This is a genomic window from Anoxybacillus sp. MB8, from assembly GCF_011006755.1.
In the GTDB taxonomy this organism is placed as follows: Bacteria; Bacillota; Bacilli; order Bacillales; family Anoxybacillaceae; genus Anoxybacillus; species Anoxybacillus gonensis.
The window spans coordinates 1-13,067 of sequence record NZ_RXXX01000033.1 but is presented as its reverse complement, the minus strand read 5'-3'; the positions used below and the strand labels follow the sequence as shown (position 1 = coordinate 13,067).

The window sequence follows — 13,067 nt, the reverse complement described above, 5'->3', positions numbered from 1 at the left end:
TAATGTCAGAAGTGAGGGGAGGATAGCGTATGTTACAAGAACATGAAGCGAAAACGGTGCGTAAAATGGTCTTATATATTACTGCACCTTTGTTATTGTTAATGGTTGCCGCGTGCATTGGTATATTTGTATACATTCGTTCATCGTTGCAGCCTGTTGATCCGAACGATAAAACACCAATTCAAGTTGAAATTCCGATTGGCTCATCTGTATCTACCATTGCGACTATACTAGAAAAACAAGGTGTCGTAAAAGATGCGACGATTTTTCGGTATTACGTAAAATTTAAAAACCATGCCGATTTTCAAGCTGGCAATTATACGTTTACAAAAGCAATGACATTTGAACAAATTGTAAAGCAGCTAAAAACAGGAAAAATCGTCAAAGAAGCGAAATTAAAAATAACGATTCCAGAAGGAAAGCAGCTAACGCAAATTGCAACGATTATTTCGCAAAAAACGGGCTACTCTACAGAAGACATTATGGCGAAATTAACAAACCGAACATACATTGAAGAGTTAATGAAAAAATATCCTTCTGTTTTAACAGCAGACATTTTAAATAAAAATATTCGCTATGCGCTTGAAGGATATTTATTCCCAGCAACTTATTCATTTACGGAAGAAAAACCGCCGCTTGAAGAAATGATTGAAACAATGATCGCCAAAACCGAAGAAATATTGGCAAAATATACGGAAGATATGGAAGCGCGCGGGATGACGGTTCATCAATTGTTAACGATGGCATCACTTATTGAAGAAGAAGCGACAGAAAAAGCAGATCGCGAAAAAATCGCAAGTGTATTTTACAATCGATTGGAAAAAGGTATGCCACTTCAAACAGACCCAACGGTTTTATATGCGCTCGGAAAGCATAAACAACGTGTATATTACAAAGACTTGGAAGTAAACTCACCGTATAACACATACATGTATAAAGGACTTCCACCGGGCCCAATTGCAAATGCTGGTGAAATGTCGCTTCATGCTGCGCTTCATCCAGCTGAAACAGATTACTTTTACTTTTTAGCGACACCAACGGGCGATGTTATTTTTACAAAAACACTTGACGAACATAATCGCGAAAAAGCAAAATATATCGGAAAGCAATAAAACGTTCGCTTTTTATTTTGATTTATGGTAGTATATATAAAGTTATGGATCGTGATGAAACAAGAGTTCAATTCGTTTGAACTCTTGTTTTTGCGAGGAGGACAGTTCGTTGGTAAATCAGGAAATGATTCAATATCTAGAACGATTACTACCAAAAAAAGAAGAAGCAATCGTAGCGATGGAACGATATGCGCGTGAACATAACGTTCCGATTATGGATGCGCTTAGCATCGAAACGATGTTGCACATGTTAAAACTCGTTCAACCGATGCGCATTTTAGAAATTGGCACGGCAATTGGCTACTCTGCCATTCGAATGGCGAAAGCGTTGCCGCATGTACACATTGTCACGATCGAACGCGATGAAGAGCGCTATAAACAAGCGCTCGTTTATGTAGAACAAACGAATACGAAAGAGCAAGTGACGTTATTGTTTGGCGATGCGCTCGAAATGGGCGACGAAGTGAAAAAGCATGCTCCTTTTGACGTATTATTTATTGACGCGGCAAAAGGACAATATCGCCGCTTTTTTGAATTGTACGAGCCGCTATTAAGCGAGCGGGGGATGATTATAACGGATAATGTACTATTTAAGGGACTTGTCGCTACACATGAACCGATTGAACAAAAACGCATTCGCCAGCTTATTAAAAAAATCCAAGCATATAACGAATGGCTAATGGCGCATCCGCGCTATGAAACGGTCATCATTCCGATCGGTGATGGAATGGCGATATCGAGAAAAAGAGGTGAATGACATGAAAAAACCGGAATTGCTTGTTACACCAACGAGCGTTGCACATATGGAACAACTTGCTCAAGCGGGAGCAAATGCTGTAATGATTGGGGAACAACGGTACGGCTTACGCTTAGCGGGGGAATTTTCAAGACAAGATATTATCGATGCCATGCACGTGGCACGAAAGTACGATGTGCGCGTATATGTTGCGATGAACGCGCTTTTTCATAACGATAAAGTAGATGAACTAAGTGATTACGTTCGCTTTTTATCCGAACAACAAGTGGATGCCATCGTATTTGGCGATCCAGCGGTGTTAATGACCGTGCGAGAAGTCGCACCGCATATGAAACTGCATTGGAACACAGAAACGACAGCGACAAACTGGTATGCGTGCAACTATTGGGGACGAAAGGGAGCGAAACGTGCCGTCTTAGCGCGAGAGTTAAACATGGAAGAAATTATCGATATTAAAAATCATGCAGAAGTGGAAATTGAAGTGCAAGTACACGGCATGACGTGCATGTTTCAGTCGAAGCGTTCCCTCATCGGCAACTATTTTGAATATCAAGGAAAGTTTATGGAAGTACAACAAATGAAATATGCGAAAGGGCTCTTTTTATACGATAAAGAGCGCGACAATAAATATCCGATTTTTGAAGATGAAAACGGTACGCATATTATGAGTCCAAATGACATTTGCATTATTGATGAGCTCGAAGACATGATTGATGCGGGCGTCGATAGCTTTAAAATTGATGGCGTGCTTCATGAGCCAGAGTATATTACCGAAGTGACAAAACTATATCGTCGTGCGATCGATTTGTGCGCAGAAAATCGCGAGCAATACGAAGAAGAAAAAGGCGAGTTGCTTGCGCGCATTGAAGCCATTCAGCCAACACATCGTCCGTTAGATACCGGCTTTTTCTTTAAAGAAACTGTATATTAAACGAAAAGGAGGGAGACGTATGAGCATATCACAAATCATCAACGGCAAGCGTGTCATTGTAAAAAAACCTGAGTTGCTTGCGCCAGCTGGCAACTTAGAAAAGCTAAAAGTAGCTGTCCATTACGGAGCGGATGCTGTTTTTATCGGTGGACAAGAATATGGCCTTCGTTCAAATGCCGACAACTTTACGCTTGAAGAAATGGCAGAAGGTGTACAATTTGCAAAGCAATATGGAGCAAAAATTTACGTCACGACAAACATTTACGCTCATAATGAAAACATTCCAGGGTTAGAAGAATATTTGCGCGGCTTAGAGAGCGTTGGCGTGCACGGCATTATCGTTGCTGACCCGCTCATTATTGAAACGGCACGTCGCGTCGCACCGAAATTAGAAGTGCACTTAAGCACACAACAGTCACTCACGAACTGGAAAGCCGTACAATTTTGGAAAGAAGAAGGCCTAGAACGTGTTGTTTTAGCGCGGGAAACAAGTGCGGAAGAAATTCGTGAAATTAAAGAAAAAGTGGATATTGAAATTGAAACGTTTATTCACGGTGCGATGTGTATCGCCTATTCTGGTCGTTGCGTATTAAGCAACCATATGACTGCGCGCGATTCAAACCGCGGCGGTTGCTGTCAATCGTGCCGTTGGGATTACGATTTGTACAAGCTTGAAGGCGATCAAGCGGTGGCGTTGTTTGATGAAAATGCCGACCCGTTTGCGATGAGCCCGAAAGATTTAAACTTAATTCAGTCCATTCCAAAAATGATTGAGCTCGGCATTGATAGTTTGAAAATCGAAGGGCGCATGAAGTCGATCCACTACGTCGCTACTGTCGTTAGCGTCTATCGAAAAGTCATCGATGCGTACTGTGCTGATCCAGACAACTTTGTCATTCGTAAAGAGTGGCTAGATGAACTCGATAAATGTGCGAACCGTGATACCGCGCCAGCCTTTTTTGAAGGTGTTCCTGGCTATAAAGAGCAAATGTTTGGCGTGCATAGTAAAAAGACGACGTACGATTTCGTCGGTCTCGTGCTAGACTATGATAAAGACACAGGCATCGTGACGTTGCAACAACGCAACTTCTTTAAACCAGGCGATGAAGTAGAATTTTTCGGACCTGAAATTGAAAACTTTACACAAGTCATTGAAAACATTTGGGATGAAGAAGGAAACGAGCTTGACGCTGCTCGCCATCCGCTCCAAATCGTTCGTTTTAAAGTCGATCGAGAAGTTTTCCCATACAACATGATGAGAAAGGGGCACTAACATGAGGAAGAAACCGGTTGTCATCGGAGTCGCAGGCGGCTCTGGTTCGGGGAAAACGACCGTCACAAAAGCGATTTATGAACATTTTCAAGGACATTCGATTTTAATGCTTGAACAAGATTTTTATTATAAAGACCAAAGCCATTTACCGTTTGAAGAACGATTAAAAACAAACTACGATCATCCGCTCGCTTTTGACAATGATTTATTAATCGAGCATCTTCATAAGCTTTTAAATTACGAACCAATTGATAAGCCTGTATACGACTACACGCTTCATACACGTTCAAATGAAGTGATTCGCGTCGAACCGAAAGATGTCATTATTTTAGAAGGCATTCTTGTATTAGAAGACGAACGATTGCGCAACTTAATGGATATTAAAGTGTACGTCGATACAGATGCAGACATTCGGATTATTCGCCGTTTATTGCGCGATATTAGAGAACGCGGTCGCACGCTTGAGTCGGTGATCGAACAATATGTCAACGTCGTGCGTCCGATGCACAATCAATTTATCGAGCCGACGAAACGGTATGCCGATATTATTATTCCAGAAGGTGGCCATAATCACGTAGCGATTGATTTAATGGTTACAAAAATTCAAACGATTCTTGAACAAAAGTCTATTTTGTAATACCATAGCATAGATAATATGTAAACTTTTTGTCTTTTGTACGAACAGCTCGTTCGTACATTTTCCATACATAAATAAAAAGGAGTGAGTCACATGTCAATGGAAAAAGAATACCCAATGACGAAAGCTGGGAAGGAGAAACTCGAGCAAGAACTGGAATATTTAAAAACGGTGAAGCGAAAAGAAGTGGTAGAGCGCATTCAAATCGCGCGCAGCTTCGGGGACTTATCAGAAAACTCGGAGTACGATGCGGCAAAAGATGAGCAAGCGTTCGTTGAATCACGCATTCAAATGCTTGAAAATATGATTCGTAATGCGAAAATTATCGAAGAAGATTTAGAAAGCACAGACGTCGTATCGCTTGGAAGAACGGTAACATTTATCGAGCTTCCAGATGGAGAAGAAGAATCGTATACGATCGTTGGTAGTGCGGAAGCAGATCCGTTTGAAGGAAAAATTTCAAACGACTCTCCAATCGCCAAATCTCTGATCGGTCGCCGCGTTGGTGAAGAAGTGACTGTTCATACGCCTGGTGGCGATATGGTTGTAAAAATCGTTGCAGTAAAATAGGTTTTAAAATGTAACACCTCGTCGACAATGAAGACGAGGTGTTTTTTATGATAAAAAAACGAATCATCGTCATCTTAACGATGATACAATTAGGGATACTTGTGCTCACAGGGCGACTTGTTCAACTACAACTAGTTAGCACTGAGTCGTTTCATGGGGTGAATTTAATAGAAGCAAGCGTCGCACAGCGTACGGAACAGCTTGTGATTGATAACGGACGCGGCATGTTCGTCGCCCGAAACGGCGAGCCGCTCACATATGAATACATCCCAACGCTCGTGTTATTTCCTTTTTTAAAGAAAATGGATTGGCCCATTGATCAAATCGCAACGATTGTTTCCATGCCAAAAGAAACGATAAAACAACAGCTTGAAACGGCGAAAGGCCCAATCATTTTGCACGATGGGCAACAACCGATTCAACTGCAACCTTGGCAAATGAAACGGATTAATGATTTGCGCATCCCTGGTGTGATTGCCGTTCATAAACAGTACGAACTCAAACAAAAATATGCGCAACACGTCATCGGTTTACTTAGAGAAAATGAGAAAGTGTTAAAAGAACGCTATGCGGATCGAAACTTATCTCCAAAAACAAAAATAGGGGTGTCTGGCTTACAAAGTTCATTTAATGAATTTTTAATTCCTGACGAGGAGACGAAGCTACTGTATCACGTAGACGCCCGTGGTGAGCCGTTGTTTGGCATGGATGTGAAATATACAGAGCAGGCGAATCCGTTTTATCCGATTACGGTACAAACGACGATTGATCATACTCTGCAACAACGTGTTGAGCAAATTGTTGCGCAACATGGCATGGAAAAAGGGGCTGTCGTTTTACTTGATGTCGAAACGAATGACGTTCTTGCGTTAGCGAGCGCTCCCGCCATTGATGAACGAGATCCGTACAAAGATGGAGCGATGGAAAATAAGGCGCTTCTTCCTCAAGTGCCGGGATCTGTTTTTAAAGTCGTCGTTGCAGCTGCTGCGCTTGAACATGGACTCATTCACGGACAGACGTTTAACTGTGATCAAAAAATTAACGGTGAGCTGGAAGAAAAAAAGAAAGGGATGCGCACGTTTGAAGATAGTTTTGCGATCAGTTGCAACAGGACGTTTGGAGAGCTAGGAAAACAGTTGATTGCGATAGATAAAAACGTGTTTGAGACATATGCTCAAAAACTTGGACTGTTGCCACGCGTTGGTTGGGAGGGAGATGTTTATCATTTTCAATCGTTTCGTCCGCTTCATGAGGAGAAAAAAGGGAACATTTGGGGAGATGAAAGGGATAAACATATTCCGCTTGCCGTTGCACAAACGTCGATTGGACAAAAAGATGTGCGCGTCTCACCGCTTGCGGTCGCGAATATGATGGCAACGATTGCGCGGGGTGGTGAGGCGAAACAAGTGCGCATCGTTCAAAAAATGATGTATAAAAACGGAACGACGTTTTTCACATTTGATGAGAAGCGGTTAACGATGGATGCATTGCGCAAAGAGACGGTGGACGAACTGCAACAACTGTTACAGCTTGTTGTGACGCATCCGGAAGGGACGGGTCGTTCATTTCAATCGTTGCCTTACGCCGTAGCAGGAAAATCAGGGACAGCACAAACAGGAAAAAAAGACGTCGTGAACAAATGGTTTGCAGGTTATTTTCCAGCTGACCGTCCAAAATATGCGCTCGTTGTGGTACAATTAGAAACAACGTCATCTGCCGCCGTCACGAACAGTATATTTGCCGATATCGTTCGTACTACATACGAGTTGGAACAGAAAGGAAGGTACCAAGAGTGAGCAGCCGTTTTGCCAAACGTTCAAAACAAAGAAAAGTAAATCGCTTATTAAATACGTTCATTGCGATTGTGTTTGCGCTTATTTTATTTTTCGGATGGAAATGGTTGTTTGCCGACGACCGATCCCCGAAGGAAACGAACGCTTCTCCGCAACTAGCACCAGTTGAAGTGGAAACGAATGAGCCGTCAAACGACGAGCAACCATCCGAAACGGAAATAGAAACAAACGAACAACCGAATGACAACGTAGAAGAAACGGTTGTTGATGATCCGAATTCAAACGTCATTCGCGAAATTGTTAACCCGTCATGGCAGCCGATCGGCACAACGCAATCGGAACCGCATGTGACACAATATGATAAAAACTCTGTTGATTGGAAAGAAATGCTCGATGCCATTAGTTATGCGACAGGCATTTCTTCTTCTGATTTGATCGTCTGGTTTATCGGAAATGGCGGCAGTCCGAATCACGCCGTTGCCACCGTCTCCAAAAAAGATAAAACAGAACATTATAAAGTGTTTATCGAATGGGTGACCGACGAAGGATGGAAACCGACAAAAGTGCAACAACTAAAAGAAATAGAGCGCCGTCCGTGACGCTCTATTTTTTTGCTTTAAAATGCACCATCGCACTATATAGACGTTGTCCGTTTTCTAACAGCTGCACGTCATATGATACATGATGTACTTCAAGCATAATCGCTTTGTTATGTTCAATTTGTTCATTAATTTTTTTCTCTAATGTCTTTAAATCTGTCGCTTCAAAAAACTCGACTTTATCTTGAATGAGATCAAACGTAATCATCGTCTTCCTCCTTTCTACACGTAGTTTAACACATTTCCATTGAACATCTAAAAAAAATATGATAGATTGAGAACAGTAATACATTTAATTCATACTATACTTATAGGAATTATTATATTTATGGAGTGTGACATCATGGGACGTGAGTTTTTAGACATCTTTGAAACGTGGGCGCAGTCGTACGATTCGTCTGTATACGGTCACGATGAACAATACCGTGACGTCTTTGACGGATATGAGACGATTTTAAATACAGTCGTTGAAAAAAGTGGCGATGTCGTGCTAGAGTTTGGCGTTGGCACAGGAAATTTAACGAAAAAGCTTATCGAGGCGAAAAAAACGGTGTACGGCATTGAGCCGTCTGCCCCGATGCGCGAGTTGGCGAAAGAAAAACTTCCGAACGTGTCGATTGAAGACGGCGACTTTTTACAATTTCCGTTGCCGAATGAACCGATCGATACGATCGTGAGCACGTATGCGTTTCACCATTTAACAGATACGGAAAAAGAAGAAGCGATCGGCAAATATAGCGCACTTCTTCGTAAAGGTGGTAAAATAGTGTTTGCTGATACAGCGTTTATCGACCGCGAAGCGCATGAGGCGATGATTGCGGAAGCGAAACAAAAAGGATTCGTTGACTTAGCGGAAGATTTACAACGGGAATATTACACGACGATTCCTGAGCTTGAACATATGTTTACAACGCACGGTTTTACCGTCACATTTACGCCAATGAATCGTTTCGTCTGGTTGATGGAGGCTGTGAAACAATAAGTGAAAGAGGTTGAAACGATGAAAATAGCAATCATTGGAGCGATGGAAGAAGAAGTGGCGATTTTGCGCGAAAAAATTGCCGATCGAACAGAAACGACGGTAGCGAATTGTTCTTTTTATAGCGGCACGTTAGATGGGGCAAATGTCGTTTTACTAAAATCAGGCATCGGAAAAGTCAATGCGGCGATGTCGACGACGATTTTACTCGAACGTTTTGCGCCAGATGTCGTCATTAATACCGGTTCAGCTGGCGGTTTTGCCCCATCGTTAAACGTCGGCGATATTGTTATTTCAACCGAAGTTGTTCATCATGACGTCGACGTTACGGCGTTCGGTTATGCATACGGTCAAGTGCCAGGCATGCCAGCGCGCTATAAGGCAGATGAACGATTAGTACAAGCGGCTGAAACGAGCGCAGCGCACATTCGCGATATACAAGTCGCAAAAGGATTAATTGCAACAGGCGATTCATTTATGCACGATCCTGCGCGCGTTGATTTTGTACGCACGCAATTTCCAGACTTATATGCTGTGGAAATGGAAGCGGCTGCAATTGCGCAAGTATGCCATCAGTTTGGCGTGCCGTTTGTCGTCATTCGTGCATTATCAGACATCGCTGGCAAAGAGTCGAACGTATCGTTTGAACAATTTTTACAAAAAGCAGCCCTTCATTCATCTGAGCTTGTGCAATGGATGGTGAACGAGTTAAACAAATAGGAGAGTTTCCCTCTCCTTCTTTTTATCTTTTGGGAGGTTACATCATGAAAGTAGCGAAAAATGTGCATGAATTAATCGGCCATACGCCGATCGTTGAAATTACACAGTTTCCGCTTCCAAAAGGAGTACGTCTATTTGCGAAGCTCGAATATTTTAATCCGGGCGGAAGCATTAAAGATCGTCTCGGCCAAGAGCTGTTAAACGATGCACTAGCGACAGGAAAGATCAAAGAAGGCGGAACGATTATTGAACCGACGGCAGGAAATACCGGAATTGGTCTTGCGCTTGCAGCGATCGGAAAAAATATTCGCGTCATTTTTTGCGTTCCAGAAAAATTTAGTATCGAAAAACAACAGCTGATGCGCGCCCTTGGCGCAACGGTCATTCACACACCAACGAGCGAAGGGATGGCGGGAGCGATTCGCAAAGCGAAAGAGCTCGCTGCGGAAATTCCGAACTCCTATTGCCCACAACAGTTTGAAAATCCAGCGAACCCACGGACGTATTATAAAACGCTCGGACCAGAAATTTGGGAACAACTGAACGGACAAATTGACGTATTTGTCGCCGGTGCCGGCTCAGGCGGCACATTTATGGGAACAGCCAAATTTTTAAAGGAAAAAAACAAAACAATTAAAACGGTCATCGTTGAACCTGAAGGCTCGATTTTAAACGGCGGAAAACCTGGTCCGCATCGAACGGAAGGAATCGGTATGGAAAGTTTACCGCCATATATGGATGAACGTTATTTTGATGCAATTTATACAATTTTTGATGACGATGCGTTTCGCCGCGTCAAAGAGCTTGCGCAAAAAGAGGGATTGCTTGTCGGCAGCTCATCTGGGGCAGCATTTCATGCAGCGCTACTAGAGGCGGAACAAGCGAAAGAAGGAACAAACATCGTCGTTGTTTTTCCAGATAGTAGCGAACGATATTTAAGTAAAAACATTTACGAAGGCGGGATGTAACGTGAGAAGAAAAACGAAACTCATTCATGGCGGCATTGCGGGAGATGCGCATACAGGTGCTGTATCCGTTCCGATTTATCAAGTGAGCACGTATAAACAAGAAGCCGTCGGGGTGCATAAAGGATATGAATATTCGCGCACAGGCAATCCAACGCGTCATGCGTTAGAGGAGCTTATTAAAGATGTGGAAGGAGGGTATGCAGGTTTTGCGTTTAGTTCAGGTATGGCAGCAATTACAGCGGTCATGATGTTGTTCAATAGTGGCGATCACGTCATTTTAACAGACGACGTCTATGGCGGCACATACCGCGTGATGACGAAAGTATTAAACCGACTTGGCATTGCGTCAACATTTGTCGATACGAGCGACTTAGCGAACATTGAAGCACACATTCAACCGAATACGAAAGCGATTTATATCGAAACGCCGACCAATCCGCTTTTAAAAATTACTGATTTACAAGGCGCATCAGCCATTGCGAAACGTCATGGACTATTGATGATTGTCGACAACACGTTTAGCACGCCGTATTGGCAAACGCCGATCGCATTGGGTGCAGACATCGTCATTCATAGCGCCACAAAATATTTAGGCGGACATAGCGATGTCGTCGCGGGGCTTGTCGTCGTCAATAACGAACAGCTTGCGAAAGAGATGCATTTTATTCAAAACTCAACAGGTGGCATTCTCGGTCCGCAAGATTCATGGTTATTAATGCGCGGCATGAAAACGCTCGGCATTCGCATGGAAGAACATGAACAAAATACACGAAAAATTGTTGAATTTTTAACAAACCATCCAGCGGTCACACGCGTGTACTATCCAGGGCTTCCGTCTCATCCAAACTATGACGTAGCGAAAAAACAAATGCGCGGCTTTGGCGGCATGGTTTCGTTTGACGTCGGAAGCGGCGAAAAAGCCGAACAAGTATTGACGCGCGTTCGCTACTTTACGCTTGCGGAAAGTTTAGGCGCAGTAGAAAGCTTAATTTCGTTACCAGCGAAAATGACGCACGCCTCTATTCCGAAAGAGCGCCGCGACGAACTTGGCATTACGGACGGTCTCATTCGCATTTCTGTTGGATTAGAAGATGTTGACGATTTAATAGAAGATTTAGCGCGCGCGTTGGCATAAATTACATCGCCCCCTTTTTTCTTTTCTATGATACATTGAAAGGAGGAAGGGGGATGACTGTTTTGGATGAAAAAAAGCGAAATTGGTTAGGAAAAGCGCGTGACTATAAGGCATACAGTCTCGTTTTATTTGCGCTTAGTGCGTTTTTATATATCGGCACACTCATCCCAGGCGCGATCGATGAAGCAAAACGACCACTTGTACTTGGCGCAGTATTTATTCTCATGCTCGGCTCGATCTTTTTCACTCACCGTTCAAACGCATACGTACGAAAAATAGAAGAAGACGCATAAACCCCATTTTCGAATAAAGAAAAAACGTGTAAAATAAAAGAAAATGGGCAAAGGGGGAATACATGATGATGTGGATGATTACAGGCTTAGTGATCACAGCCGTCATCGGCTTTGTTATTATTGCGGAAGTGAACGCTGAAGCATAAAACAGTCTCCAAATCGGAGGCTGTTTTTTATACAACAATTGTGAACAACTTCACAACTGTCGTCGACCTCCAATCTTGCAAAAATCCCAGGGGATCGACGACAAGTTATTTTCCGGGATTTTTGCACATGTAGCAAGGCATATAGCATATTGACTGAATTTTCAAATGTGTGTATAATGACATTGTATATATTTTCCGTATGTTGATATATCAACACTTTTTTGGGTTTGTATCGTACCTATGAGGAATTGAAACAGGGGAATAGACGGAGCAGTGACATTGCCACTTCTCGTTTGTATCGTACCTATAAGGATTAAAAAAGCTGTTCCGACGTGTTGTTCGGAACAGCTTTTATGTTTCTATAATTTCCAAAGACCTTTCTTTTGTTGACGTGCTTTTCGTTCAGCTGTAATAAAGCGTTGTTGATATTTGACATTTGGTTGAATTGTCATCACTCGTGCATATCCGTCTTTGACAAGCGTTTCGTTATACAGCTCTTTTCCGACCCAAACATACGCTAGAAAACGACCGTATTTGTCTTTCACTCCTACATCAAATTCAAGCGTAACCGTTTGATTGGTCAATCGTTTTTTCGTGTAATTAGACGCTTCTTTCCCATACTTTTCTACTGGTTTTTGAGGATGAACGGTTTCTGGCGTATTAACGCCAATGAAACGAACTCGTGATGTTGCGCCGTTAGAAAAACGAACATCGATTGTGTCGCCGTCTACTACACGAATAACTTTTACGACATGTTTTGAATTAACACGAATGGCAGGGGGATGAATAGTTTTATTTGTTTGACGAATGATATTACCGTTTTTATCGTGATAATGGTATTCTCCATATTTTAGTCCCCATTTTTCGCAATTTGTTCGACAAGTATGCCCGCCGTTTGCATCTGTTTTTCCAGGGTGAGCATATACAGAAGAAGTGAAGAAAATAGCGAAAGCTGTAACAAGTGATAATAGAACCCTTAACAATATCGATCCCTCCCAAGTCCTTATGTTTTTTGCTCCCTTCCCTATTATTTGTATATTTAAAAATTATGTCAAGAAAATGTGATGATGTATAAAATTTTGTGTAAAGCATTTTGCTAGACCAAAAGAAAAAAGGTAGGGTATTCTCTGATTGGACGAAAAACATTCCAGAGA

The 13,067-nt window shown here is 42.4% G+C and carries 15 protein-coding genes; 13 read left to right on the top strand and 2 right to left on the bottom strand.

Translation table 11 applies throughout. The features are described 5' to 3' along the window. Positions 1-29: 29 nt before the first annotated feature. The 8 genes from mltG (at position 30) to EKC99_RS11230 (ending at position 7,672) form a co-directional block, all read left to right on the top strand. Complete coding sequence (gene mltG / locus EKC99_RS11265; protein ID WP_163151949.1) at positions 30-1,112, top strand: endolytic transglycosylase MltG; 1,083 nt, start codon at positions 30-32, stop codon at positions 1,110-1,112. A gap of 109 nt (positions 1,113-1,221) precedes the next feature. Further along, positions 1,222-1,869 carry an O-methyltransferase gene (locus EKC99_RS11260; protein ID WP_035067146.1) on the top strand — a complete coding sequence of 216 codons (648 nt, stop codon included), beginning with the start codon at positions 1,222-1,224 and terminating at the stop codon, positions 1,867-1,869. A gap of 1 nt (position 1,870) precedes the next feature. Then, the gene (locus tag EKC99_RS11255; RefSeq protein WP_009361674.1) at positions 1,871-2,800 is read left to right on the top strand and encodes a peptidase U32 family protein; all 930 of its coding nucleotides are present in this window, start codon (positions 1,871-1,873) and stop codon (positions 2,798-2,800) included. Between the two features lie 19 nt (positions 2,801-2,819). Next, positions 2,820-4,073 (top strand): peptidase U32 family protein, encoded by a 1,254-nt coding sequence (locus EKC99_RS11250; protein ID WP_163151947.1) that lies wholly within the window; start codon positions 2,820-2,822, stop codon positions 4,071-4,073. A gap of 1 nt (position 4,074) precedes the next feature. Continuing rightward, positions 4,075-4,710, top strand: coding sequence for a uridine kinase (gene udk, locus EKC99_RS11245; RefSeq protein ID WP_009361672.1), 636 nt, complete (start codon positions 4,075-4,077; stop codon positions 4,708-4,710). A 93-nt stretch (positions 4,711-4,803) separates the two neighbouring features. Next, positions 4,804-5,280 (top strand): transcription elongation factor GreA, encoded by a 477-nt coding sequence (gene greA / locus EKC99_RS11240; RefSeq protein WP_009361671.1) that lies wholly within the window; start codon positions 4,804-4,806, stop codon positions 5,278-5,280. Between the two features lie 47 nt (positions 5,281-5,327). Continuing rightward, on the top strand, positions 5,328-7,076 hold the full coding sequence (locus EKC99_RS11235; protein WP_163151945.1) for a peptidoglycan D,D-transpeptidase FtsI family protein: 1,749 nt from the start codon (positions 5,328-5,330) through the stop codon (positions 7,074-7,076). After that, on the top strand, positions 7,073-7,672 hold the full coding sequence (locus EKC99_RS11230) for a DUF1510 family protein (RefSeq protein WP_163151943.1): 600 nt from the start codon (positions 7,073-7,075) through the stop codon (positions 7,670-7,672). The genes EKC99_RS11235 and EKC99_RS11230 overlap by 4 nt, the downstream gene beginning before the upstream one ends. Positions 7,673-7,676: 4 nt before the next feature. Here the strand turns inward: EKC99_RS11230 and EKC99_RS11225 are convergent, their stop codons facing one another. Next, positions 7,677-7,880, bottom strand: coding sequence for a DUF2536 family protein (locus EKC99_RS11225; RefSeq protein ID WP_021093932.1), 204 nt, complete (start codon positions 7,878-7,880; stop codon positions 7,677-7,679). A gap of 135 nt (positions 7,881-8,015) precedes the next feature. On the opposite strand from EKC99_RS11225, the gene EKC99_RS11220 reads away from it, so the two are divergent. Genes EKC99_RS11220 through EKC99_RS11200 form a run of 5 tightly spaced genes read left to right on the top strand, consistent with a single transcriptional unit; the run spans position 8,016 to position 11,767 of the window. Beyond that, entirely contained in the window at positions 8,016-8,654 is a 639-nt protein-coding gene (locus tag EKC99_RS11220; protein WP_163151941.1) for a class I SAM-dependent methyltransferase, read from the top strand. An 18-nt stretch (positions 8,655-8,672) separates the two neighbouring features. After that, positions 8,673-9,371: a 5'-methylthioadenosine/S-adenosylhomocysteine nucleosidase gene (gene mtnN / locus EKC99_RS11215; RefSeq protein ID WP_009361666.1), complete on the top strand. Its 699-nt coding sequence runs from the start codon at positions 8,673-8,675 to the stop codon at positions 9,369-9,371. 44 nt (positions 9,372-9,415) lie between these two features. After that, a complete protein-coding gene (locus EKC99_RS11210; RefSeq protein WP_019416830.1) occupies positions 9,416-10,339 on the top strand; it encodes a PLP-dependent cysteine synthase family protein in 924 nt (307 codons plus the stop codon). A 1-nt stretch (position 10,340) separates the two neighbouring features. Further along, positions 10,341-11,474 (top strand): bifunctional cystathionine gamma-lyase/homocysteine desulfhydrase, encoded by a 1,134-nt coding sequence (locus EKC99_RS11205; RefSeq protein WP_163151939.1) that lies wholly within the window; start codon positions 10,341-10,343, stop codon positions 11,472-11,474. Positions 11,475-11,527: 53 nt separating this feature from the next. Beyond that, entirely contained in the window at positions 11,528-11,767 is a 240-nt protein-coding gene (locus EKC99_RS11200) for a YrhC family protein (protein ID WP_009361663.1), read from the top strand. A gap of 505 nt (positions 11,768-12,272) precedes the next feature. Here the strand turns inward: EKC99_RS11200 and EKC99_RS11195 are convergent. Further along, complete coding sequence (locus EKC99_RS11195; protein WP_163151937.1) at positions 12,273-12,896, bottom strand: thermonuclease family protein; 624 nt, start codon at positions 12,894-12,896, stop codon at positions 12,273-12,275. Positions 12,897-13,067: the final 171 nt, after the last annotated feature.